This window comes from Shewanella sp. SM29, from assembly GCF_025654245.1.
Taxonomy (GTDB): Bacteria; Pseudomonadota; Gammaproteobacteria; order Enterobacterales; family Shewanellaceae; genus Shewanella; species Shewanella oncorhynchi.
The window spans coordinates 1-24,998 of the sequence record NZ_JAKKRN010000001.1; the positions used below are offsets into that span (position 1 = coordinate 1).

25 protein-coding genes are annotated in these 24,998 nt (G+C 44.6%); 16 read left to right on the forward strand and 9 right to left on the reverse strand.

Annotation, left to right across the window (positions count from 1 at the left end):
• A partial coding sequence (locus L5L77_RS00005; RefSeq protein ID WP_263221731.1) for a transposase occupies positions 1 to 201 on the forward strand: 201 nt, incomplete at its 5' end.
• Positions 202 to 512: 311 nt separating this feature from the next.
• On the opposite strand, the gene L5L77_RS00010 is transcribed toward L5L77_RS00005, so the two are convergent.
• The 5 genes from L5L77_RS00010 to pyrC all read right to left on the reverse strand — a co-directional run bounded on the left by L5L77_RS00010 (position 513) and on the right by pyrC (position 7,873).
• Positions 513 to 2,567, reverse strand: coding sequence for a toxin-antitoxin system YwqK family antitoxin (locus L5L77_RS00010; RefSeq protein ID WP_263221734.1), 2,055 nt, complete (start codon positions 2,565 to 2,567; stop codon positions 513 to 515).
• A gap of 241 nt (positions 2,568 to 2,808) precedes the next feature.
• On the reverse strand, positions 2,809 to 3,621 hold the full coding sequence (gene murI / locus L5L77_RS00015) for a glutamate racemase (protein ID WP_263148796.1): 813 nt from the start codon (positions 3,619 to 3,621) through the stop codon (positions 2,809 to 2,811).
• A 920-nt stretch (positions 3,622 to 4,541) separates the two neighbouring features.
• Positions 4,542 to 5,363, reverse strand: coding sequence for a toxin-antitoxin system YwqK family antitoxin (locus L5L77_RS00020; protein ID WP_263148797.1), 822 nt, complete (start codon positions 5,361 to 5,363; stop codon positions 4,542 to 4,544).
• A 300-nt stretch (positions 5,364 to 5,663) separates the two neighbouring features.
• A complete protein-coding gene (locus L5L77_RS00025) occupies positions 5,664 to 6,710 on the reverse strand; it encodes a hypothetical protein (protein ID WP_263186666.1) in 1,047 nt (348 codons plus the stop codon).
• Between the two features lie 131 nt (positions 6,711 to 6,841).
• Positions 6,842 to 7,873 (reverse strand): dihydroorotase, encoded by a 1,032-nt coding sequence (gene pyrC / locus L5L77_RS00030; protein ID WP_219251151.1) that lies wholly within the window; start codon positions 7,871 to 7,873, stop codon positions 6,842 to 6,844.
• Between the two features lie 376 nt (positions 7,874 to 8,249).
• Between pyrC and L5L77_RS00035 the strand changes: the two genes are divergently transcribed.
• The 10 genes from L5L77_RS00035 (at position 8,250) to L5L77_RS00080 (ending at position 18,523) form a co-directional block, all read left to right on the forward strand.
• Positions 8,250 to 9,512 carry an efflux RND transporter periplasmic adaptor subunit gene (locus L5L77_RS00035; RefSeq protein ID WP_263191158.1) on the forward strand — a complete coding sequence of 421 codons (1,263 nt, stop codon included), beginning with the start codon at positions 8,250 to 8,252 and terminating at the stop codon, positions 9,510 to 9,512.
• Positions 9,513 to 9,666: 154 nt separating this feature from the next.
• The gene (locus tag L5L77_RS00040) at positions 9,667 to 9,885 is read left to right on the forward strand and encodes a hypothetical protein (RefSeq protein WP_263221736.1); all 219 of its coding nucleotides are present in this window, start codon (positions 9,667 to 9,669) and stop codon (positions 9,883 to 9,885) included.
• 98 nt (positions 9,886 to 9,983) lie between these two features.
• Positions 9,984 to 10,733, forward strand: a complete 750-nt coding sequence (locus L5L77_RS00045; RefSeq protein ID WP_028761691.1) for an ABC transporter ATP-binding protein — start codon at positions 9,984 to 9,986, stop codon at positions 10,731 to 10,733.
• Between the two features lie 11 nt (positions 10,734 to 10,744).
• Positions 10,745 to 12,055 carry an ABC transporter permease gene (locus L5L77_RS00050; RefSeq protein ID WP_263221738.1) on the forward strand — a complete coding sequence of 437 codons (1,311 nt, stop codon included), beginning with the start codon at positions 10,745 to 10,747 and terminating at the stop codon, positions 12,053 to 12,055.
• Positions 12,056 to 12,065: 10 nt separating this feature from the next.
• Complete coding sequence (locus tag L5L77_RS00055) at positions 12,066 to 13,265, forward strand: FtsX-like permease family protein (protein ID WP_028761693.1); 1,200 nt, start codon at positions 12,066 to 12,068, stop codon at positions 13,263 to 13,265.
• 123 nt (positions 13,266 to 13,388) lie between these two features.
• A complete protein-coding gene (locus tag L5L77_RS00060) occupies positions 13,389 to 14,867 on the forward strand; it encodes a sigma-54-dependent transcriptional regulator (RefSeq protein WP_263221741.1) in 1,479 nt (492 codons plus the stop codon).
• A 46-nt stretch (positions 14,868 to 14,913) separates the two neighbouring features.
• Positions 14,914 to 16,602 (forward strand): sensor histidine kinase, encoded by a 1,689-nt coding sequence (locus tag L5L77_RS00065; protein WP_263221742.1) that lies wholly within the window; start codon positions 14,914 to 14,916, stop codon positions 16,600 to 16,602.
• A gap of 298 nt (positions 16,603 to 16,900) precedes the next feature.
• Positions 16,901 to 17,311 carry a curli production assembly/transport protein CsgE gene (locus L5L77_RS00070; protein WP_131523186.1) on the forward strand — a complete coding sequence of 137 codons (411 nt, stop codon included), beginning with the start codon at positions 16,901 to 16,903 and terminating at the stop codon, positions 17,309 to 17,311.
• Between the two features lie 10 nt (positions 17,312 to 17,321).
• Positions 17,322 to 17,717, forward strand: a complete 396-nt coding sequence (locus L5L77_RS00075; protein ID WP_106649655.1) for a curli assembly protein CsgF — start codon at positions 17,322 to 17,324, stop codon at positions 17,715 to 17,717.
• Entirely contained in the window at positions 17,717 to 18,523 is an 807-nt protein-coding gene (locus tag L5L77_RS00080; protein WP_105251644.1) for a CsgG/HfaB family protein, read from the forward strand. The genes L5L77_RS00075 and L5L77_RS00080 overlap by 1 nt, the downstream gene beginning before the upstream one ends.
• Before the next feature lie 147 nt (positions 18,524 to 18,670).
• Here the strand turns inward: L5L77_RS00080 and L5L77_RS00085 are convergent, their stop codons facing one another.
• Positions 18,671 to 19,276 (reverse strand): TetR/AcrR family transcriptional regulator, encoded by a 606-nt coding sequence (locus L5L77_RS00085; protein ID WP_263186662.1) that lies wholly within the window; start codon positions 19,274 to 19,276, stop codon positions 18,671 to 18,673.
• 17 nt (positions 19,277 to 19,293) lie between these two features.
• On the reverse strand, positions 19,294 to 20,718 hold the full coding sequence (locus tag L5L77_RS00090) for a coniferyl aldehyde dehydrogenase (RefSeq protein WP_263186661.1): 1,425 nt from the start codon (positions 20,716 to 20,718) through the stop codon (positions 19,294 to 19,296).
• Between the two features lie 226 nt (positions 20,719 to 20,944).
• On the opposite strand from L5L77_RS00090, the gene L5L77_RS00095 reads away from it, so the two are divergent.
• The 3 genes from L5L77_RS00095 (at position 20,945) to L5L77_RS00105 (ending at position 22,477) form a co-directional block, all read left to right on the forward strand.
• Positions 20,945 to 21,328 (forward strand): STAS/SEC14 domain-containing protein, encoded by a 384-nt coding sequence (locus tag L5L77_RS00095; protein WP_028761699.1) that lies wholly within the window; start codon positions 20,945 to 20,947, stop codon positions 21,326 to 21,328.
• A gap of 108 nt (positions 21,329 to 21,436) precedes the next feature.
• A complete protein-coding gene (locus tag L5L77_RS00100; protein ID WP_263139983.1) occupies positions 21,437 to 21,868 on the forward strand; it encodes a universal stress protein in 432 nt (143 codons plus the stop codon).
• Between the two features lie 171 nt (positions 21,869 to 22,039).
• Positions 22,040 to 22,477, forward strand: a complete 438-nt coding sequence (locus L5L77_RS00105) for a universal stress protein (protein WP_219251157.1) — start codon at positions 22,040 to 22,042, stop codon at positions 22,475 to 22,477.
• Positions 22,478 to 22,492: 15 nt separating this feature from the next.
• On the opposite strand, the gene L5L77_RS00110 is transcribed toward L5L77_RS00105, so the two are convergent.
• Both L5L77_RS00110 and L5L77_RS00115 read right to left on the reverse strand, forming a co-directional pair.
• Positions 22,493 to 23,350, reverse strand: a complete 858-nt coding sequence (locus L5L77_RS00110) for a substrate-binding periplasmic protein (RefSeq protein ID WP_263139984.1) — start codon at positions 23,348 to 23,350, stop codon at positions 22,493 to 22,495.
• 151 nt (positions 23,351 to 23,501) lie between these two features.
• On the reverse strand, positions 23,502 to 24,053 hold the full coding sequence (locus tag L5L77_RS00115) for a DUF924 family protein (protein WP_113941177.1): 552 nt from the start codon (positions 24,051 to 24,053) through the stop codon (positions 23,502 to 23,504).
• Positions 24,054 to 24,260: 207 nt separating this feature from the next.
• On the opposite strand from L5L77_RS00115, the gene L5L77_RS00120 reads away from it, so the two are divergent.
• Together L5L77_RS00120 and L5L77_RS00125 are read left to right on the forward strand one after the other, a co-directional pair.
• The gene (locus L5L77_RS00120; RefSeq protein ID WP_219255339.1) at positions 24,261 to 24,587 is read left to right on the forward strand and encodes a winged helix-turn-helix domain-containing protein; all 327 of its coding nucleotides are present in this window, start codon (positions 24,261 to 24,263) and stop codon (positions 24,585 to 24,587) included.
• 25 nt (positions 24,588 to 24,612) lie between these two features.
• On the forward strand, positions 24,613 to 24,951 hold the full coding sequence (locus L5L77_RS00125; RefSeq protein WP_263161677.1) for a carbon starvation protein CstA: 339 nt from the start codon (positions 24,613 to 24,615) through the stop codon (positions 24,949 to 24,951).
• Positions 24,952 to 24,998: the final 47 nt, after the last annotated feature.

Here is a 24,998-nt window from a genome sequence, read left to right on the forward strand (position 1 = left end):
ATTCCAAGGCGCCGCTATAAGAATACACCTCAAGAAAGAGTCGATTGGTGCTTATATCGGTATCGACATTTAGTGGAGAATGCTTTTGGAAGAATTAAGCACTATCGAGCAATATCAACAAGATATGACAAGCTAGCAAGAAATTACGCCAGTATGGTGTCACTGGCGTTTATGTTAATGTGGCTGCCGATATATTGCTGAACAACATTTGTACAGCAAAGATCAACAGACCCTAATAAGCTATATCTGGTGGATGATATTTATTTAAGTGATGACGCGCCATTACATTTATTAACAAGAACAAACTAAGTGATTGGTAAAATAACCATTTTTACTTAGCCTGAATAAAGCGCACTTAAATTAGGCTTATATCGGTCAATTTAATCAAGGGCATCTGCATTACCCTATATCCCAATTTTAAACTTTACCTTTTTGCTGGTAATTGTCTTCAAGGTCTTGAGTTAACTATTAGGATAAAAGGATAAGCAGTGCCTGATGTTCGATATTAATGTTTACCTTTCTGTAATCGCATAACTTCCATCTGTGTTATAGCGGATGGTAAACCCCTTTTTCTCACCATCGTGGTAATACTTCAGGGACAGTAATCGCTCCTTGTTATCGATCTCATATGTCCAGCCACGTTGCTCATTGTCGCTGTAATTGGACAGTGAATAACCGCCATCCTTCTTGTAGCGGATGCTGATTTGACTGTCTTGCCCCTGTTCATTATTTTGCAACTTTTGGACATGCCCCTCTTCATCGAATTCATATTCTTTGATGAGGTTGCCATGATGGTAGTCAGAAAATTTGTATAATTTTCCTTTACTATCATAATAATATTGTTCCCCATGCTTAATCGATGGCGTATTTCTAAAGGGGGGATTCAGTATGTCCTTACAGTCATTGCTATAGGGATTTTCTCGCATTATGCATTCGTCTTGGGAGGGCTTGACGGGCAGGGTTTCGTCATATTCATAATGACTTAACTCCATAAGCCGGTGATTATGGTTAGGATCAAAAATCGCCTGCATGCCATGGTACTCACCTTTGCGATAGTGCCTAATGCCACTGGCAACATCCTGTGCTGAGTACCAAATACTCTGACCATCGAGCAGGCCCTGCTTATAATGCTTATTGGCAAAGAGCACATTTTCATCGCTGATTAGTTTTTCTTCACCTTCGCGTAATCCATTGAGATAAGTCACTTCGATCCGTGATTTCTTGTCAGTTTTAAATACCCAAGGGCCAGTGCGCTTGCCATCAAGGTAAGCCCCGTTACCCACATAGTTGCGGTATTCGCCAAGCGAGACTTTATCTACCCAAGGGCCTTGTTTAATGCCGTTTTGATAGTGACCTTTATTGCCATTGCTCTCAAGCCATTCACCGTCTTTGACGCCGTTGCGATAAATGCCTTTTTCAGACAATCGCTTATCTCCTGTGTCTGCGCCATATTCGGGCTCATAGATTTCATAGGGGCCATCAAGCACTCCTTGATTGTAATGGGCAAAACCGTAGTTATCTGCCTCATCGAACATGGACTGTGCAATCCATTTACCTTGCTTTTTACCGTCAAGATATTCACCTTCCCAATAGCTTGCTTGGCCGTCAGCCTCCATCCATTTACCGACTTTTTTGCCTTGTTTGTACTGACCATTCAACATGATATTGGCATTACGGTTATCGTAGGCGATATAGGGGCCATCGAGCACACCTTGGGCATAATGACTTTCAAGCGCAAGTCCAGCCCAAGAACCACCGAGATTCATATAATCATAAGCTGGGCCCGTTTTTGGGATCTCACCCTCACTACTGTTTAGCCAGTCCACATCATCGGCTTCAAAGACAACACTCACCAACACAAAACTGCCCTGTTGTTCGCGATAATCATTGCGATAAAAGTGGGTCACTAAACTGTATTGATGCTCGCGGCCTTGGGCATCTTTATCTTTGCGGGTGAGGGGGTAACGTAATTTATATTCGTCCGCGGTTTTCACATCGGCGGGTAAACCTTTAGCATTGCGATAGCCGATTAAGGTTGGTTTGAGCTTGGTTGATCCATCGATAATCGCTTTAATGGCAGGATCTTTAATCGCCTCAACATCATAGGTCATGCGATATTGCTGCGGCGGAATTTGGTTTAACACTTTGCGGGTGTCGCTGACGGTAAATGACGATAACGTCGGGGCGACTTCATCCAGCACAACTTGAAGGCGTGGCAGCTTAGTGAGTTTTGAATCCTCAAAACCATAACCCCGTAAATGCTGGCCATCAGCATCTTTAAGCATGACCACGACTTCTTTGTCGCCACCCTTATCAAAGTCATAGTAAAAAACGGCCACAATTTCAGCCGCACCATAATCATCAAGATGTACGCCGGGCGCATCGCCGTCGGACATTTCGCTCCACACTTGATTGTCTTTTTGGTGAAAATTAAGCCATTGGCCATTCGGTAAATCGACAGTGGGATGGACTGTTTTGACCGCAGCGTTTGCCGCAGGAATAACCGTTAAAGAGGATAACAACACCATGCCCGCTGCAGTGAATAAACTGCGAATCGAAAGTTCCATTTAACTACACCTTTTACACCGATAACTTGCGCCTCATGCGCACCAGTAAACGGGCCGAATTTTATGCGATGACAAGCACTTCAGGAAGTAGCTGATACAAAAAAGGCCGCAATAGCAGCCTGTTAAAAACCAATATTTAACAATCAGCGATGGTATGTAGCATATATTTCGTGGGTGTCTTTTAGGGTAATCATTGAGATTTCTTTGAAAACGGGTTTTAAAAGAAAATGAGCTAAAAATATTACAATAACAGCTGCTTAAATTTAATAGAGCACTGAAGCAGTGCTTCAATTTTGCTTTGTTTCGCTTGTTCTGAATCTACATTCCCAGTGGTGTAAAACGTTATTTCTGGATCGAGTATCGGGCTACACGTTTGGTGTTCGATTTTTAATAATGAGTGCGTTCGATTAGCAATGGCTAATCCAGAATCAATGACGGTAAAGTGGTGGGGAAGGGCATTTTTGATTTCTGCATTGATAAGTGGAAAGTGAGTACAAGCCAGCACTAATACATCGGTATTAAACGCATCGGGTTTGCTAAAAATACGCTGAATTTCCTGGGTTACAATGTCGGGATCAAACCCATTGCCGAGAAGTTTTTGCTCTGAGGCGAGAACCAGCACTTCAGAGTCTTCTACTAAAACCTTACATTCTGTGGCGAAATTAGTGATCAGCATCTTCACATAAGCTGAGTTCACTGTGGTGTGAGTGCCAAGTACCACCACTACCTTTGATTTTGATAACGAAGCGGCAGGTTTTATCGCAGGGACAACGCCGACAATAGGTATATTGAGTTCAGCACGAAGTAAGTCTAGCGCAATGGTACTCGCTGTATTGCAGGCGATAACGATGATATCGGGTTGAGTCAGTGAGCTTGCTTTGGATATAACGTCTAAAATTCGCTTTTTAAGTATATCGTGCGGCTTTTTTCCGTACGGGAAAAAGCCAGCGTCAGAGACGTAACTCAGCCGTATGTTGGGGATTCTCTTTTTTATTTCGGCCGCGACAGTCAGTCCACCTGAACCTGAATCAAAAACTAATATTGAGCTATCCATTGCACCTACCTTCACATAATCAACACATTTAATTTTGCCATAGACACAGGAGCGTTAGTCGAATTGGCATACAGCTTCAAGAGGCGCATTTTGCTCTTTCAGCCTATTTTGAACAATGAGGATATGTTTGGTTAAGACTTTTTCGTAAACAAAAAATCTTTTGGTGAGTTAATGCTATCTACCGCAGCGTGAGATCATGAATACTCAGTTTTGTCCGCAGTTTAGTTTGGATGCCAACTTAATCCTTTGTGTGTTTGTAAATATTGCTGGAGCTTTAATTCCCATATCCATTAAGCACTATCATTCCAGTGACACGCAGCAAGCCCGTCCCTGGATGCTCGAACGTGGCATCTGCTATATAGGACATACTAATCTCGCGATCACATGTATGTGAATAAGCGACCATGCCACGGACTGTCACTTCCATGATGGTGCTTAATTTGGGTTAATCCCTTTGTATGTCAGATGGTTGATTCTTAAAAAATTCATGGCTGTCCGCTTTTTTTACTGCCATGCGTGGTAATACGCAGTTCAAGGCCGATCTGAGTTGGGCAATAGAATTTATTACCACCAAATGTTATCGCAGCAAGCAGTCAAAAACAAAGCACGACAATAGCTTAGAGGTGATATGGGCACATTTAGATGCTTAAGGTACAGGCTATGAACAATGGATGTCTTGATAATATTGATAATAAAGCAGAAAAGAGTTATGGGAGTCCTGACTTTCGCTTATATGCTCAATGCATAGCCGAGCAAGTCGAGTCTAGTGACCAAAAGAAATCGAGCTTGGATGAAAACCGCATTTCTTGAAAAGATATTAATGGCTGGGCTTGCCAAGGCGGACAAAATATGAACATTTACGCGATTACCCTGGGAACCAGACGAGATAAGTCTGGTTCAGTGAATTGCAGATTTAAATTTTATTTATTTTTTACCATGATTAATTGACCATCTTTATAAATCTCTTCAGATGCTAATTGCCCATCGTCACAATAGCTTTTAAGGACTCCTTCTAATAAGTCATTTTTATAAGTCCCTTCCTCCATCAATTGACCACTTTCATAATATCGCTTATATGGACCTTCTTTTAGATTATTTTCAATAATTGCATCACAATTGACCTTTCCATTTTCATAATAATGTATAGAGTGGCCATTTTCCAAACCACTTTTATACGTCATCTCCCACCACAACTGACCACTTTCATAATAATATCTAGAAAGGCCTTCCTGCTTACCATCCTTACAGAAAACCACTCCCCACAATTGACCATTTTCATAATATGATTCACAAATTCCTTCTGGAAGTCCATTTTTCTTAGTTCCTTTTCTCAATATCCTCCCACTTTCATAATATCTATTATAAGGACCATCTTCTAATCCATTATTATAATTCCCTACAAGCCTTACAGCGCCATTTTTATAAAATATCTTGTAAGGGCCTTCTTCTAATCCATTTCTATAACTTCCTTCCTTCTCCACTCCGCCATTTTCATAATATTTTTTGTAAGGGCCTTCTTCCAACCCATTTTTATAAGATCCTTCGAACAATAGCAAACCATCTTCATCATATGTTTTAAAAGAACCGTCTTCTAGACCATTTCTATAAGTTATTTCCCTATATCCGTCACAATCATCACTTTTATAATACCTTTTACTTTTCCCAGTAAAAGGTATTTGTGTATCTATTTCATAATAGATCCCATTTATATTTTGCAATTGATTAAAATCTATTTCCTTCATCGATAACTCCTTTTTTATCTATAATTCTCAATGCTCTCACACCTACCATCGGTGTTTTTCAAGGTAGTAGGCACTCCTTGCTCAAATATTATGCTTCAAGCTGAGCTTGCACTAAGGCTTCGGGTGTCGCTATTTTTGCGGTTAAATTGCTCAAAGATGATTCCTTACTGAAATGAATTATCTCGAAATGCATTGCTGTGTAGGGAGGGAAAGAGCGCTTGTCGTCGCGCTACTATCATCGCACTACTATCATCGCCATGACTGCTTTCTTTCCCTCTAATATTTTCTCAGTTAAGTACACTATTCCAATATCTTAAGCTGTGTTTTTCCCCATTGGGTGGCATAGGGCATGGCTTCTTGCGGGCTGAGGATAAACTCATTTTCACAGCCATCGCCGCGGGGCGTTTCCCAGAATTTGATGCCCTTTGGCTCAAGGGTGAGCTGGTAATATCCCGAGCCGTCTGATGTGGGGCATTCTGCGTCCGGTGCTTTGCCAGTAAACAATTTGTCTCTTAATGCTGGGGGTAAAGGATGACTCATACCCACGAGCATACTTCGTGGTTGCGTATCGGCGAGAAACCACTGCCACGGGTGGAAAGGTTTGCCGTCGGTAAGGGAGAAACTCACAAATTCTTGGCTGATACCATTGGCGCCATAACCTGCAGCCCAGCGATATAGGCGCACACTGAGCCAATGCTGATTAATAAAAATCGGTTCGGCAAAGGTTTCGTCAGTTACAAAACTGCCCATTTGTGCCAGCATTCTGCGGCGAGTGTCAAAGGTTTGTGCTAGTTGGACTTCATCGGTGAGCTTATGTTCAAGCCATTGATTAATTGCCAATATACCCGTTTGTGGGCCTTTAAATTCGATACCTACATCTGTGCCAAAAGTCAGCGGGCGATACTCAATATTTTCGTAGCTTTGCCATTTACCTCGGCTGAGTTTTGGCGTGGTTTCTAGCGGTAGATTGTAAGCATCGGCACCACAATCCTCGACCTTATCTGGGCTGATTTCTCGCTCAAGTTGCACTGGTAACGATTTACTCGCGGTATCTTTAAACCAATGGCCGCTCAGTTTTTGTGGCGTGACACTATCAAACTGCCAATTTCCTGTATTGCCTTCTTCTTTCCACAGTTCATCTTGCTGCTCGAGTCTTATCGGCGTTAAGTAGCGTTGATAGTAATAACTGCCGGTTCCATATTGATTAAAACAAATTCTGACCTTGCTTTTACCTAACTGTCCCTGCCAGATCCCTGTGAGTTCATTGGCCGCAAAGGTCGGCAAAGAGATCGTGGCGGTCAGCAACAGGCTTGAAGATAAAACGGAGAATAACATCCTTGTGGGCATACTGATTTTCTCTTAAAAGGTGATAAGTAAGGGCCGTATTCTAAGCGCAGGATACTGACCGATTGTTGATTAAAAATCAAAATCTGATAAAAAAGTCGCCCGTAGGCGACTTGATGTTAAAGACTTAAGGCTTACTCAACTTGCCAATCAATGGCTTCTCCAGCACGAATAGGCACTACGTTAGTATCGCCAAGCGGGTAAGTGGCGGGGACATCCCATGACTTTTTGACCAGCGTGATGGTATCGGTATTACGTGGTAGATGGTAAAAGTCTGGGCCGTTAAAGCTTGCGAACGCTTCGAGTTTATCCAGCGCATTGACCGACTCGAAGGCTTCGGCATACAGCTCTATGGCAGCATGAGCCGTGTACGAACCCGCGCAGCCACAGGCCGCTTCTTTCTTATCCTTGGCGTGTGGCGCTGAATCTGTACCGAGGAAAAACTTCTTGCTGCCGCTTGCCGCTGCACCTAACAACGCCTGCTGGTGGGTGTTGCGTTTTAAAATTGGCAGGCAGTAAAAATGCGGACGAATACCGCCAGCCAGCATGTGGTTACGGTTATACAGCAAATGGTGGGCCGTGATAGTCGCGGCCACATTGTCTGAGGCTTGAGTGACAAAATCGACTGCATCTTTGGTGGTGATATGCTCAAGCACGATTTTAAGCGCTGGGAAATCGGCGACAATTTTACTGAGGATATTTTCAATAAAGACACGCTCGCGGTCGAAAATATCAATAGCTGAATCTGTGACTTCACCGTGGACTAAAAACAGCATACCGACTTCTTGCATGGCTTGGAGTACGGGATAGATGTTTTTAACATCGGTTACGCCGGAATCTGAGTTAGTCGTCGCGCCCGCTGGGTAGAGTTTAGCGGCAACAATTTTACCCGAAGCTTTAGCCTTGCGGATTTCATCTGGGCTGGTTTTGTCGGTTAAATACAACACCATCAAAGGTTCGAATTGTGAGCCCGCGGGCACCTGCGCTTTAATGCGATCGTAATAGGCCAGTGCGGTTTCAGTATCGATAGCGGGGGGCACTAAGTTTGGCATGACGATGGCGCGGCCCATATAGCGGCTGATATCGCGCACTGTATCTTTAAGCTGGGCGCCGTCTCTTAAATGAATATGCCAGTCGTCTGGGCGAGTGATTGTTATTGTAGTCATAGGGTTTGGTCTTTTGATCGTTTTTGCTGCGAGGGTGGCAGGATCTTATGTGGCAAGGATTTTACTGTAAAGGGAAACTCGGTAGTTTCGGCCAATAAATCTGTTAGGACATGTAATTGAAACGCTTAGCAGCATGGCTCGCGCTATATCGCTGTTTTTAGCATCGGACACTTTTGATTAATCTGCTGCGGACACTTTTCGATTTAAACCCCAGTGTCCGCGGACACTTCTATCAATAATTTTAATTTAAAGTTTTGAATAATAATGTGTTTAACTATTTGGCATAGGCTTTGCTATCTCTGTGGTATAGATTTCCAATAGTGTCCGTTGATTGCGTTCCGGCACTGATGATTCCAACAGGGAAGCGAGTAAAGCCATGATTAAAGATACTAGCGGCCAAGATACAGTACTTGTGCCATCTACCTCTAAACGTCTTAAGTTACCGCTGATCATTGGCGGTTGCGCCTTATTAGTCAGCGCCTTAGTTTGGGCGAGCTTGGGCACTGATAGCGTGAGCAAATCCTTAAGCCGCAGCGACATCACTACCGCAAAACTCTTCGTTGGAACGTTAACCCGCGATGTGGCGACCACAGGTAAAATCGTGGCGGCCAATGCGCCTATTTTGTATAGCACAGAGGAAGGTACTGTGACTCTGCTCAGCAATCCTGGCGATACTGTTAATAAGGGCGATGTGGTCGCCAAACTCGATAGTCCAAGACTCACTAATCAGCTAGCGCAAGCCAAGTCCGTATTAGCGGGCATGGAGAGTGCATTAGAGCGCGCTAAGTTGGATGCACGACGCGATCAATTACAAGCTTATCAAACCTTAGATATCGCAACGGTCGATCTTGAAGCGGCGGATAGGGAAAGCCGACGCGGAGAGGAGCTGATTCAAAGTCAGCTTATTGGCCAGATTGATTATGAAAAGGGCAAAGATGATTTACACAAAGCCAAGCTGAAGTTTAAGCATGCCGAGCAAGAAGTGGCGTTAACGAAAGATACGTTAACCTTTGAAATTAAAAACAAAGCCCTAGAAGTTGAGCGTCAAACTCTCGCGGTGCGTGAATTAGAACGTCAAGTCGATGCCTTGAATATTATTGCACCTGTTAACGGCATTATCGGTAACTGGATTACCGAGCAGAAAACCCGTCTTAGCGCTAACCAACCGATTTTAACTGTTGTGGATTTAAGCGCCTATGAGGCTGAGTTAGCCGTGCCTGAATCCTATGCGGATGATCTGGGTTTAGGCATGGAAGTCGAGTTGAGTTTTGGCAGTATTAAGTTAATGGGCAAGTTATCGTCAATTTCCCCAGAAGTGCGTAACCGTGAAGTGACCGCAAGAGTGCAATTTGACCAAAGCGACAGCCTAACACTGCGCCAGAATCAACGCATCTCGGCCCGAGTGTTATTAGAGCACAGACCTAATGTTCTTATGGTAAAACGCGGCGCCTTTATGACCAGCGGTGGGGGTAATGTGGCTTATCAAATCGAGGGCGATTTAGCCAGTCGTCGTGAGGTTAAGCTCGGCAGTACTAGCCTGAGCCAAGTCGAAGTGCTTGATGGTGGCAAAGCCGGAGATGAGTGGGTTATTTCAAGTGTTGATCCCTTTAATCACGCCGAACAGGTCAGAATTCATTGATGACCGATATTCGTAAATTATTAAACAACCAATCTGATGAATTTAACAGCGCAGTGATCAAGGTGAATGACGAAACCTGCTGCGACATGGATAAGAATAGGAGCCGGATATGCGTGATAAACAATTTGATATCAGCGTGTTGATGTCATCCTAAATGTTTGGAGTACTAGCCTTATTATTACTGGTGGTTGCGGTGGAACTAAGTATCGGTGAGGCCAATAGCTGGTTTTTCCTCGGACTCAATTTGTTGGAATGGAGCAATCCTTTGGATGAGTTTCGCCAAGTGGGTGAGGTTTCTACCGAAACTGCCAACCTTATGCTGGGCGCTTTTATGTGGTTTTTAGAGTGTGTCGTTGAGCCATTCTTTGGCTGATAAAGGTGTGCTGATTACGGTCGTACATGAGTCGATGCCTAAGGTGTAGACGCAGAGTCTGGGCGCAAAATAGATTTGATTATTTAAAGGAAATTAACATGTTATCAATGAAGAATGTGAGCAAGGTTTTTAAAACGGATTTAGTAGAAACCCACGCCCTGCGCGATTTTAACCTCGAGGTGAACGAAGGCGAATTTGTCGCAGTCACAGGTCCTTCTGGCTCGGGTAAAACCACCTTTTTAAATATTGCAGGTTTACTCGAAGGTTTTACCCACGGCGACTATTTTCTCGATGGGATTAACGTGTCTAACTTGAGCGATAACAAGAGCGCCACTATCCGAAATGAAAAAATTGGCTTTATTTTCCAAGGTTTTAACTTAATTCCCGATCTTAACTTAGCAGAGAATATCGAAGTGCCGCTGCGCTATCGTGGTTTTAATGCCAAGGAGCGTCAACGTCGTGTACAAGAGGCATTAGAACAAGTGGGCTTAGCTTCACGGCTTAAACATTTACCTACTCAGTTGTCGGGTGGACAACAACAAAGGGTGGCGATTGCTCGTGCTTTGGCGGGGGAGCCACGTTTCCTACTCGCCGACGAACCTACGGGAAACCTCGACAGCCTAATGGCACGTCAAGTGATGGAATTACTCGAAAATATCAATCAAGCGGGCACGACCATTATCATGGTGACGCACGATCCTGAACTCGCTCGACGCGCCCAACGCAACATTCAAATTGTCGATGGTCAAGTGTGTGACTTTACTATGTATCATCAAGGTCATCGACATGTCAGTGACATCACTGCTGCGACTGATATCGACAAACTTGTCGCCAACGCCGACCGTTAAGGATATGCATTATGTTCTTTTATTATGTTGATTTAGCTTGGCGCAGCATTAAGAAAACCCCAGTGCTGTCGCTGTTGATGGTGTTGGCGATTTCGATTGGTATTGGTATCACGATTACTACGTTAAACGTATACAAGATGATGTCATTTAATCCTGCGGGTGAACGCTCTGATGAGTTAAATGCGGTACAGCTTTGGAGCCAAGGTCCTGATTCTTGGGATGAGTTAAACTCGTTAGTGACTTACCAAGACGCGATGAATCTGCGCAACAATTCCTTACCTAAACGCCAAGCTGCGATGTTTCGCACTGGGATGGCAGTGCAAACGGAGGATGCCAATTTTGCGCCTATTTTAGAAAGAATTCGGGTGACGGACAGTGACTTTTTTAAGCTGTTTGACGTGCCATTTTTGTACGGTAATGCGTGGGATAAATCCGTCGACACTGAACCTGCTTATCAAGTGGTGATTAACGATAAACTCAATCAAAAGTTGTTTGCGGGTCAAAACAGTGTTGGCAAAGTTATCTATCTTAATCGTAAACCTTATCAAGTGGTTGGGGTGATTGATGCTTGGGATCCTAAGCCTAAATATTATGATCCCACTAACGGTGCCTTTAACGACACGGAACAAATTTTTGTACCGTTTTCGCTGACACCTATCGAAGAGTTTGATGTATGGGGTAACACGTCGGGTTGGAAGTTTGAGACGATGAATAGTTACAGTGATCGCCTTAACTCTGAAAAAGTGTGGCTGCTGTATTGGGTTGAGTTACCAAATAAAGACGCAGTAGCCAGTTACCGTTCTTGGCTCAGCAATTATGTAGCGGAGCAAAAAGCCCTGGGCCGTTTTACGGATAATAAATCTGCCGCTGACTCAGTCAAAGTATCCGATGTGGCAACTTGGCTTGAATACAATCATGTGGTGCCCGAAGACAATAAAATCTTGGTTGGCTTGAGTGCGCTGTTTTTAAGTGTTTGTTTAGTCAATATATTAGGTTTAATGCTGACAAAGTTCCTCAAGCGCGCACCCGAAGTGGGAGTGCGCCGTGCAATCGGCGCTAGCCGTGGCCAAATCTTCGCTCAATATATGGTGGAAGTGGGCATGATTGGCTTATTCGGTGGTTTGCTGGGACTCGCTTGGGCCTACGCTTCGCTTTATGGGTTATCGGCCCAGTTTGAGGTCGCGAAGGGGTTAACCCATTTATCGGCGAGTATGTGGATTATCACCCCAAGTATTGCGGTAGGCACAGCCTTGTTGGCTGGTTTGTATCCCGCATGGGTGGTGTGTCGCACTAAACCTAGCGTTTATCTAAAAAGCCAGTAAGGGACTCATTATGTTGCATATTAAACCTATTCTCAGCAGTTTATTGCGCAGTAAAAGCGGTCCAGTCTTACTGCTTATTCAGATTATCTTGTCTGTGGCAATTGTGGCGAATGCGAGCTTTATTATTCAAGAGCGTTTAGCCCTGATGCAGCGTGATTCAGGGATTAAAGAGTCAGAAGTCTTGACCTTTAGCTTGTTCAACTTCGATCCATTGATTGATAAAACCGCGCAAAACAAAATTGATCAGCAAATTTTGCGGGGGCTACCCAATGTGATTGATGCGACCTCAACCAATATGTTGCCGTTAAGCGGTGGCGGCTGGTCGAGCACGTTAAATCTGGGCCCCGACCCCGATAGCGCTAAATCGACACCGCAATTTGCCATGTATTTAGGGACAGATCACACCATTGAGACCTTAGGCATTAAGCTGATTGAGGGACGTAACTTTTACCCCCATGAACTTAAGGATAACCTCGATAGCCCTAGCCGATTAGCGATCATCTCCAGTGTGTTAGCCAAAGCCATTTGGCCTGATGAATCCGCACTTGGCAAAGTGTTGTATGAAGGTAAGGATGCGCAGATCACTGTGATTGGCGTAGTCGAAAAACTACAAGGCGCGTGGATTGACAGTTCTAGCCTTGAAAATAGTGTGATTCAAAATGTGGATTATGGCAGCAGTTCTTACATGGTACGGGCCAAACCTGAGTTTCACGCCGAGCTTAAAGACGCGATAAAAAAAGCGCTGCTGGCCGAGAATCCAAACCGAGTGCTCGATGGCTTTAAGTCAATCGAGGCCTTAAAAGATAGCTCATACCGAGATCATAAATTGATGATTACTGTGTTAACTATGATGGTGGTGTTGTTATTGCTTATCACCTCGCTCGGTTTAACGGGCATGGTGATGTTTAATATCCAGCGCCGCACTAAGCAGATAGGTACCCGCCGTGCATTGGGGGCTAAAAAGCGCGATATTATCAGTTACTTCCTCGTGGAGAACTATTTGATTTGCTTAGCGGGAGGCGTGCTGGGCGGCTTGTTAGCGATACAGTTAGGCCAACAGTTGATGAAAATCTATAGCTTGCCTATGTTGGACTTAAGCTACCCACTAATTACTGTGGCAGGTTTGTTTATTGTCACCACGTTAGCGGTTTACTTGCCAGCGCGTAAGGCGGCAAATATTTCGCCAGCAACCGCAACTCGCAGCGTATAGCGGAATATTTGATGTTACTCAAGGTACGATAAAAGCTCGACAAAAGTGCGATAACAATAGGATGTTATTGCACTTTTTGTTACTTTACGGTTAACAGTTTTACTTAGGACAACACTCACACTTATGGATACTATCCTTATCGTCGATGACAATCATGCCATCTGCCAAGCCCTAGGTTTGATGCTAGAACTCAATGATTATCGGGTGCTGACTTGCCATAGCCCAGAGGACGCCCTTGGGTTATTGGCGACTCAAGATGTGGATTTAGTGATCCAAGATATGAACTTTACCCGAGATACCACCTCGGGTGAGGAAGGTCGGCAGCTGTTTTACGCCCTGCGCGAACGCCAAGGGGATTTGCCGATTATTTTGATGACGGCGTGGACGCAACTCGAAACGGCAGTTGAATTAGTCAAAGCGGGCGCTGCCGATTATATGGGCAAACCTTGGGATGACGCTAAGCTACTCAATAGCATCACTAATCTGATTGCGCTTTATAAACTCTCCCGTGCTAACCACCGCTTGGAGCGGGTGAATCATCAACGCCAAGTGGCGATCGCCGATGCGGATCTCTGCGGTATTGTCTTTGGTAGCGGTGCTATGCAGCGTTGCATTGATTTAGCCTTGCAACTGGCGCGCTCCGATGTGTCGGTCTTGATCACTGGCCCCAATGACGCGGGTAAAGACAAGCTTGCCGATATTCTCCACGCCAATTCACCCTTAAAAAACAAACCTTTTATTAAGGTTAATGTCGGCGCCTTGCCGATGGATTTATTAGAGGCCGAGCTGTTTGGTGCCGAGGCGGGCGCTTTTACTGGCGCGACTAAAGCGCGTATTGGCCGTTTCGAAGCGGCAGACGGCGGCACGCTGTTTTTAGATGAAATTGGTAATTTGCCGTTATCTGGGCAAGTGAAATTATTGCGGGTGCTACAAACTGGCGAATTTGAACGCTTAGGAAGCCATAAAACCCAGAAAGTAAAAGTGCGGGTGATCAGTGCGACCAATGCGGATCTGGCCCAAGATATCGCTGAAGGGCGATTCCGTGAGGATTTGTTTTACCGCTTAAATGTTATCGAACTGGCGTTGCCACCGCTGAATCAACGCACCGATGACATTTTACCTTTAGTGCAGCATTTTATTGGCAGCGATTTTAGCTTGAGTAAACCCGCGTTGCAGGCGTTATTACAGCACCGCTGGCCAGGAAATGTGCGCGAACTTGAAAATGCCTGTAAGCGAGCCGTATTATTGGCGCAAAGCCATGTGCTGACTGAGGCTGACTTTGGTTTGGCGACTGTTGCGAGTGTTATAAAATCTGCTTCCAGTGTTTCGGCTGTATCTGAGTCGCGGCTATCTGGCTTGAGACACTCTGATCCACTACCTGTTTATTCGCCCGCTTCCATCCCCGTAAATACCGCATTTTATCATGAATCTGTTCGTGCCCAAGTGTCAGATACCAATGAGGCGATAGACGTGAGCCGAGAAGATATCGAAGCGGCGTTAAAACAGCATCATGGCGTAATTGCTCGGGTGGCAAAAGCGCTTGGACTCAGTCGCCAAGCGCTGTATCGGCGGATGGACAAGTTTGGTTTAGATAAGTCATAGGCTAAGTGCAGATGCTAGGGTAAAGGCTATCGATTAAGGAATCTGAGTGTTAATTCGAACTAAACTTATCATTTTTTCAATGGCTTGCTGCGCCTTTGGCGTCTTGCTGAGTTTTGCTTTGGTGAAGTATATCTCACCCGATGCTTCGTCTGTTGCCACGTCTAACACGATTGAAATCCCTGATGTGAATGTGCAACTCGATTTTGCGGAGCTTGAGAAAACGGTCGCCTCCATCGAACTCGCCCTTAACAATAGTGAGCAATTGCAGGAGGCTGCGGCGATGCAAGCGCACCAGAGGGCCGAGCAGATTAAGGCCGAGCTGCAAAAGCTTGAACAACTTAAACAAGAGCAGTTACAAATAAAACTCTTCAAGTTAGAACAACTTAAAGAAGGGCTGTTTAATTCTATTCCTCATGTGGTTGAGCCTTTACGTGTAGAACCGCTATCTATTTTACCGCCCAAAGCACCTGTATCTCCTACGATATCCGCTGAGATAGCTAAGGGAGAGCGTGTCTCGAGTTTGACCTTAGGTGAAGGTTTGATCGTGTTGCTTCTCGCTTGTGCTGTCTGTGGTTTAGGTATTGCTTGGTTGACTCGACATCTCAGCCGCAGTTTAGATTCCCTTGAAGTCGGCTTGCTAAATTTTAGTGATAATGACTTTAGTGTGAGTATTCCTGAACATGGCGAAGGTCAGCTCAAAACCTTAGCGCAGTTATTTAACCATAGCGCTGCTAAATTGCGCCAAGAAAGGCAGTACATTTACCAGCGGGAGTTATTACTGGATAAGGTGATTCAAAGTTCTCCCAATGTGATGTTGTTACTGGACGATCATCAGCGGCTCATTTACGCCAATGATGCGGCGCGTCACCTATTCCATAAAAAGGGCAGAATGGAAGGCTTGAGCTTAGATGAATTGCTGGTGGATTTGCCCGAAGTATTGGCCTTAGCGCTTAAACATGAAAAGAACGGACTCTTCGCCATGGGTGAAGATGATGTGGAAACTTGGTATTTAAGTCGTGGTCATTTTTTATTGAATAACCAACAGCATAACTTGATTTTGCTCAAGCAGATGACCCGCGAGCTTAATCGTCAAGAGGTGGCAGTATGGAAAAAAGTCATCCGCATTATTAGTCATGAACTCAATAACTCAGTCGCGCCCATCGCCTCTATGGTGAACTCCGGCCGACTGCTCACTAAAGATATTGATAATCCGAAGTTAACTTTGATTTTCGATACGATCGAGAATCGCACCAGTCATCTAAGCCAGTTTATCTTTAACTATGCCCGTTTTGCTAAGTTGCCGCTCCCGCAACGGCGTCAGGTGAATTGGATGCAATTTACTGCCCAGTTAACTCAGCATTATCCCTTTAAACTTAGGCATGAGTTACCTGAGGTCGATGGCTATTTCGACCAAGGACAGATGGAGCAAGTGCTCCTCAATTTACTTAAAAACGCCCATGAATCTGGCTCAAACCCCGAGGATGTCACCCTGTCGATTCGGTATCAAACCTTAGTGGATGGTGGAGGTTTTAGTATTGTGATTGAGGATCGCGGCGCAGGTATGTCTGGTGAAGTATTAGAGCAGGCGCTACTGCCGTTTTACTCAACAAAACAATCGGGTACAGGCTTAGGTTTACCTTTGTGCCGTGAAATTATCGAAGCCCACGATGGCAGTATTAGCATGCATAATCGCAGTGACGGTGGCCTGTTGGTTCGACTATGGTTACCACAATAATGCTAGCGTTTTGAATAAACACCGTAATGCGACTCTTAAGTCGCATTTTTATTGCTTATCTTATCCGCTTGTTTAATGCATAACTCCTATCCTCAACAGCCTCTTGGCGTATTAGCCAAATGGGCTATTTTTGCATTTTTACCTTAGCTCTTCGGGCTAATTTGCCCCCCAGCGTAATGACGGGAGATCTTTAACCCTGTTAACCTGTTTTATCGAAAATTTGCGTTAAAACTCACCTTGTTCTAACAGAGGTTAGCGCGGTTTTTAAGGTTCGATTAAAAAGGTTAAGGAGGGATAAGTGAAACAGTTAAAACAGCGTCTGCTTACTTACGTTTTATGTCCATTCCTGCTGCTGGCTTCCCCTATCACTATTGCCGATAACGACATTGAAATTAGTGGCTTAGTAATAGATAGAACCTTGACTCGGTTTGGTAAGGACTTTGGCTTTTACTACTCAAGCTATTGGCGCGAACTGCCCTTTACCCAAGGCTTTAACGTCACTCTATATGAGACAGTGTTTCCACAGGCTGGAACCGTTTTAACCTTAGAGGTAAACGGGACTCGGATTTACACCACCCATTTTGGTCGTCGTGCAAATCCGATTAAAGAGAGCGCAGAGCAGGCGATTTTGCTTACGATTGATTATTTAGCGCAAGTCAGAGCCAATGCAATAACAGGTGATTTTTCAGGAACATCGGACGACTTTTAGGATAATAATAATGACATACAGGACGTTACTTGCTCTTGTCACGCTATGTGTGGCAAGCAGTGGCCAAGCCACTGAATTGATTTATACGCCAGTGAATCCCAGTTTTGGCGGCAATCCACAAAATGGGGCTTTTCTATTAAATAAAGCCCAAGCCCAGAATGACAATAAATCTACCTCGACCGAGAAGGACTTTGTCACCCGTTTTAAAGAATCCCTAGAGCGTAATATCATTAACTCAATCACCCGCGGTGTTGCTGATGGTGAAATTACCGATGGTGTTTACGATACAGGTGATTTTCGGATTGAAGTGGCTTCAACGGGAAATGGCGTGATGCTAACTATTACTAATACTGAAACCGGTGAAGTCACTGTGATTGAAATGCCGACATTCGGAGGAGTCAACTAATGGCCCGTCTAGTGTTAGTGAGTTTATTACTGCTAAGTGTGTCGGCCTGTAGCCTGATCTCCAAACCCGATTTAAATATCACGGCTGCCGAGGTTAACCCCTTGAGTGAGGTGATGCGTGGGTTGCAAACTCAACCAGGACCTAAGTTTCCTATCCCTGTGGCCGTGTATTCCTTTCGCGATCAAACTGGCCAATATAAGCCGCAGGCTAACGTGAGTTCGTTTTCGACCGCGGTGACTCAGGGCGCAACATCGATGTTGATGCAGACTTTGCTCGACTCTAAATGGTTTACACCCGTTGAGCGTGAAGGGCTACAAAATTTGCTTACCGAGCGTAAGATCAGCAACAAGCAGAGCGGTACTAAGGGCGATGAAGTGCCCGTATTATCCACCGCCAGATTGTTACTCGAAGGTGGGGTGATTAGTTATGAGACCAACACTAGCACTGGTGGTAGCGGTGTCGAATACTACGGCATTGGCGCTTCTGAAATGTACCGTGAAGATCTGGTGACCATTTATCTACGCGCCGTGGATGTACACACAGGTAAAGTCATGATGTCGGTCTCAACCAGCAAACGAGTCTTGTCCCAAGAAATGCGTGCGGGTTTGTTCCGTTACACGAGTTTAAATCGACTCGCTGAGGCTGAAGTCGGTTTTACTACCAATGAGCCAGTGCAGTTTTGCGTATTACAAGCCATTGAATTGGCGGTCGCTGAGCTGATTGATAAGGGCATCAAACAAGGCTACTGGAGCCCAACTCAAGTGGCGCAGCCAGCAGAAAAAGCCCAAGAGTTGAGTCAGGGCTAGGTGCCTGAAAGTCGGTATTAGATGCTAGAGCAAAGCAGGCTTCTGCTTTAGCACTTAGTCGCGATAGCGTAAAAGAAAACCGAGCCAGTTAAGCTGACTCGGTTTTTTATTGCAGTTATTGCAGCAGTCAGTTGATATTAGGCTATTTTAGTCCGCTTGCATGGCCTTCCAAAACAGTTCAAAACTGGCATCGCGGTATGTTTTATCTGTCCCCAAGTGCGGGTTATCGATAAAGAAACGCGTTGCTGCTAGATATTGGCCGTGGCAGTTTTCTAGCATCAATTCCACTGGATAATGGGCGATTAGCCCCATCATTTGTCCCTGCTTAATGAGTTCGCTAATAAAGCCTAAGATGCTATTCATCGCTTGATCGCGCACCTTAGCAGCAATCATGGGCGACATTGAATATTGCTGAAAAAACAGTTGTTTGACAGGGTTATCCAGCGACCAATCTATCGCACTTTGCCATAGTTGTAGGGCATTGTGTTTAAGATCGCTGCCCTTATGGGTGTTTAACAGTAAGGCATCGGCAAATTCTTGTTTTATGGTAAGAAACAAAGATTCCATCAAGGCTTCCTTAGAAGGAAAGTGATGGAACAAGGTGCCCGTTGCTACGCCTGCTTGTTTTGCAATCGAGGCGGTAGACGTGCCATGAAATCCTTGGCTGACAAAGAGCGCTAAGGCAGTATCGAGAATAGCTTGGCGTTTATCTGTCATGGTTTTAATGGATTGTGTTGTTGATGGTTTATTCAAGATTTATCCCCCAATGACTAGCGCAAAAATAGCTTCATTAAGATGCGCTGGATAAAAGTGCCGTAGGGCGGGTGAACAAATTTGCCTGTGTTGAATCGGCCACGGCTGAGTACCGTTTTAGCGTGGCTGAAGGTCAAAAAGCCTTCCTTGCCATGGTAATGCCCCATGCCCGACGGGCCTATTCCGCCAAAGGGCGCATCGTCGGCGGCGACATGAAACACGGTTTCATTGATACAAACACCGCCAGAATGGGTCTGCTGGAGGATCTTTTGCTGAGTTGGCTCATCGAAACTCATCACATAAAGCGCTAAGGGTCTGGCTCTGTGGTTGATGTACTGAATCGCTTCATCTAAGGAGTCGTAGCTAATAATCGGTAACAATGGACCAAAGATTTCCTCTTGCATCAATAGCATGTCTTCACTGGTGTGAGTTATCAACTGAGTTGCGAGTTTACGATGTTGGCTATCTATGGCTTCGTCAGTTGCTGAAATAACACGGGCACCTTTTGCTTTGGCGTCTTCGAGCACTGTCATCAAGCGGTCAAACTGACGTGTATTAATGATGCTGCCATAGTCCTTATTGTGGTTAATGGTGCCGTACATGGCCTTAAACTTAGCTTGGTAGGCGGCGATAAAGTCATCCACCTTGGTTTTAGGGCAAAGCACATAATCAGGGGCGACGCAGATTTGTCCGGCATTCAAACACTTACCGTAAATCATTCGTTCTACTGCTATCTCAAGCGGCATATCGGGGGCGATAATCACAGGGGATTTACCACCCAATTCGAGTGTTACTGGGGTGAGATTATTCGCTGCGGCGCGCATCACATGGCGGCCGACTGTGGTCGAGCCTGTAAAGAGTAAATGATCGAAGGGCAGGGCAGAAAATTGGGCAGCAATATCCGCCTCACCTTCAACAACCGCCACGTGGGATTCATCGAAGACTTGTGCCAATAACTGTTTGATCACTTGGTTAGTCGCTGGGGTAAATTCAGACATTTTGAGCATGGCATGATTACCCGCGGCAATAGCTGTCACTAGCGGGCCAATTGACAGCATTACGGGGAAATTCCACGGCACGATAATGCCGATCACCCCCAAAGGTTGATAATGCACTGTGACTTTGGCGGGGGCGAGTAAGATGCCCGCATGGCGAGCGCTGGGCTTGAGCCATTTTTTGAGGTTTTTCAAGCTGTAATTGATGTTGTTGATGACAGGCATAATGTCTGAGATCAGGCTGTCATCAATCGATCTATGGCCGTAGTCTTGGCTTAAGGCTTCGACTAAGGGTGTTTGAAATTGCAGTATGGCCGCCTTCAGTCGAGTTAATTGCTCCACTCGCGTAGCGTAATTAGGATTCGGCGCCGCTAAATAACTGCTGCGTTGGCGTTGGAGCAACTGAGTCAGTGGCGAAGTATTAAGGTGTTCGGTGGCCATATTCATAGTGGTTGCTCCAAGGGAAATGGTAGGCAGAGTCTTATTCGGTACTTTATTTAAGTAATCGTCTCGATTGAGTCTTTTATTAAATTAGTACCGACTGATTAGTCGGTTTATCCTAGCTTGCTTAGTGAGATGGTGCAAGGTATCTGGTGTATTTTTGAGCAAGATCACGGCTTGTTGTGGCGTTAGCTTTTACACTAAATCAAGGGTTGTTACATAAGGAGTATGTATGGCATTGTTAAAGCACGGAATTTCGATTGGTATTGAGCGTTATGGTGATGATGATTTTTTCGTTACCTTTAAAGCTATCGGTACCTTAACTCATCAAGACTACGAAATGATGGTGCCTGTGTTGGAGTCTGCATTAGCTGGGGTGAAAGATCCTGATATCTTCGCCTTGGTAGATGTCACCGAGTTGGAAGGCTTGGAACTACAGGCCGCTTGGGACGATCTCAAACTTGGGGTGAAGCATATTCGTCATTTCGAGAAAATAGCCATCGTCGGTAAGACGACTTTGCAGGAAGTGTTGGCTAAATTGGCAAACTGGTTTACGCCTGCTGAGGTAAGGTTTTTTGTTGATAATGGCGATGCTGTTGCTTGGCTAAGAGACTAAGGTTGTGAGATGAAGTTTGTGGTCTGCCAATGCGCTAAATCGGGCGTTATAGCAGCACAGTAAAGATTCACCCAGCAATCCATTCGCGCCATAGAAGGAGTACAAATTATGCGTACAGGTCAAATACTCTGGCCCACAGATTTTTCGGAAACTGCGGCCCATGCACTGAGTTATGCCATTGAAATGGCTAATCTATACCATGTAGGGCTAAAAATCTTACATGTGGTTGAACAGCCGATCGGTGATGAAAACTTTATGATTCTATCTATTACCCCTGAAGAGCTTGCTAAAAGCATGGAGGAAGCGGCGGCAACTAAAATGCGAGCACTATTGGATGGATTGAATACTGAGCTTCCTATCACTACCTTGATCCGCCGTGGCGATCCTGTCTATCAAATTTTAGAAGAGGCCAACAGTAAAGACATTGGCATGGTAGTAATTGCTAGCCATGGCCGAACTGGGATTTCGCATTTTTTACACACCAATGTCTCAGAAGCGGTGGCGAATGGTGCAACTTGTCCTGTGCTTGTGGTTAAGTAACTGGCTTTGACTCTATAAATCCAAAGGGCGCTTATAGCGTCCTTTCTTTTTGATTGATAAAGAATAATTAATTGAAATGGGTACGCAAGAAGCATAGCAAACTGCTATAAAATAGTGGTATTTTGGCCTTAATAATTAGCTTAATTAAAAACTCAAATGATGGATAAGCTTATGCGTACTCAAGAAGTGTTATGCCCTACGGATTTTTCATCCACTGCGGCCCATGCGTTAAAATATGCGGTTGAAATGGCAAATGTTTATCACGTCGATATTCGGTTGTTGCATGTGACTAGCCCTGCCCGTGGCGCCCATTGTTATGGTATTGCGGTCGATATTCCCGCTACATTGGAAAATGAACTCAAAGCTTTCGTTGATGCAAAAATGCAAAGTTTGCAGCAGGAAATGCAGCAGAACCTTACCGAAGGGCTCAATATTAAGTTAGTCGTGCGCCATGGTGATGCTATTGATGAGATTTTAGCGGAAGCCGTTGATGTAGGCATGGTGGTTATCGCTAGTCATGGGAGCAGCGGTTTAGCTGACTTTTTAAAACCCCACGTTACACAGGATATTGTTAAGTACGCTAAGTGCCCTGTGTTGGTGGTGAAATAACACTATGGGATAAGTTTAGTAGGAATCATTTTTGATCATTTTAGGTTCTGTTAACTTAGTCGACGCCTCGGCTTCATTGTCAAATGACATCAGGCGTCGATACTTTTCCTGCAGAGCCACTAAGCTACCATCTTGGGTAATTTGTTTGAGTCCCGCATTAAAATCATCCCGAATTTGTTCACTGAGAAACGCGAACTTGTATTCTGTAGGTGGGAATATTTGGTGGCAAATCGCCTGTTGTTTTAAGTCTTTCTCAGTGAGTTTGCCCTCAAGATAGGCCTGCTTTAAGTAGTATTTGAAAATATTTTTATCCATCACAACGACATCGGCTCTGCGCTTCATCAGCATATAAACCTGCTGCACTTGCCTCGCTTGTTCTTGGTAGCCGCTATTGGTCTTAACCATGTTGGCAAACTCTTCCCCCAGTAACGATGATGCACGTTGAAAGGCGACGACTTGTTTGTTGTTTAAGTCTTCTATGCTATTGATGTTAAATTGATTACTCTCGAGGCTAATGGCGCAGTTTTGGTAGGTTATCGCAACGTTGGAATAAAAAACGTTGTTAATCATTCCTTCTTTGATGTTGATGATGCCATCGAGTTTACCCTCCCTGAGTTCATGGAAAGTGCGCGCCAGTGGTAAGTAGTGGATAGAAGCAGTATGGCCTTTAACGGCGAGGGCTTGGTTAAGTAATTCGAGTTCGATCCCGCTATTGGTTGCTTGGATGACATAGGGCGGGATAGACAGGCTGACGCCTATCTTAATTTCAGCCGCTTGGCCGAGCTGAGCGCCGCATAGGATGAGTAACCCCATCAATTTATAGCGGTTACGACGAGCCACTGAGCTATTTGGCTTATTTAGTTTATGCGCCATAAGTTACCAACACCTCCGCGGTATACACTTGCAACTGTGTTTGATACTCGCCAAGTCATTCCATGACTTTCTTGAGTAAGTGTAGTGTGTCTGTGAACTCAGCACGGCTTTATTTATCAAATACACATTAACGCTTTAACCTATTACAGGCTCAAAAGGATGAGCCCGGTTCAGTCAGAAAAGCAATTTCTTCCGCCGTAGACTCCCTGCCTAAGATAATATTTCTATGTGGATAGCGGCCAAACCTGTCGATAATCGCTTTATGGCGCAGTTCAAACGCGAGGTTTGTTATCGCAGCTTCGCGATTAAACAGTTTTACTGCTACTTGGTGAATGGCTGCCGATTCGCTGTGCATATAGGGCATAAATAGAAAAGGGACTTGTTTGGATTTTAGTGCTGTGTCGACCCGTTGGGCAACGGCCTCTTGGGCGAGCACTAGGGCTATCGCATCGGCTTCGAATGCGGCAGGCGTATTGCGGTAAATATTACGGGAGAATTGATCGAGCACTATGATCTCAGCTAATCGACCTTGAGGCGTGATTCGCCAATGTGAAAGCTCTCCCCGTTTAGCTTGAAGTAGTACACCTTCGAAGCGCTGTTTGATCTGGGTATCAAATTCAACATCTTTAATCCACCAAAGCTTTGGGTCAATGTCTTCAAACCAAAATGTCAGTATTTGGTCTGCTGTGATTGTCTGGCTCATTTTAGCCTTTCTTCATAGGTGTTGAGTGATATTAGAAATAACAGTTGTTGGGGGAGGATGACAAGTCGTTTTGTTTGATTTAAGTGCAGATTTGTTATCTGATGATCTTGTCGCGAACCGTAAGTATTTAGTATTGGCTATTGCCTTATTGACTGAATATAAAGTAGTTTTGATGATAATTACTTTTGTTTCCAGACAGGTCATCCTATGTCACTTTCAATGCCAGCATCCGAACAGGTTTCAAAGCAAAATAAGGCGTTTCTGCGTAAGTTATATTTGGCGCATTTAATGGATGATGACCGCCATAATCTATTATCACTCAATAAGTTAACCGGAATGCCTCGCCGAACTTTACAGGACGCTATCGCAGCTTTTGAGGATATAGGTATTCGAGTCGAGTTTGTGCAGGAAGGCAGCCGTAACAATTCAGGTTATTACCGCATAGTCACCTGGGGGCCGATCAGCAGCGCTTGGGTCGATACCCATCTAAGCGAAATCGCTGAGCTGATAGGATTTTACGATAAGTCAATTTAAACGCTGTTTGTTACCAAGGATGAATTTGAGAACTCTTCAACTGTTAGGTTTTATTCTTGCCATTGCAGGCGTCATTTTAGGATATATAACGCTAGCATCTATTGACTGTCAAACATCTGAAGCTTCTGCTGGGGCTGCGGGTTTAGGCATGATTTTTATGGTATTACCAACCTTTGGCTGTTCTGCGTTAATGTTGGTACCTTCTTCTTTAACATTATGCAAATCAGAAGTAAGGCTACGTACATATTTTAAAGGGAGTTTTTGGTTGAGTCTGTGGAAATTGAATTTAGTTATTTCTGCTGTATATATCCTTGTTACTCTTTATGTGGGCTGTTTATGGCTACAAATCAGCATTGGTCGCTAACGAGTTAATCATCTTGTTCATAATATGTTCATTTTTTATGCTTAACC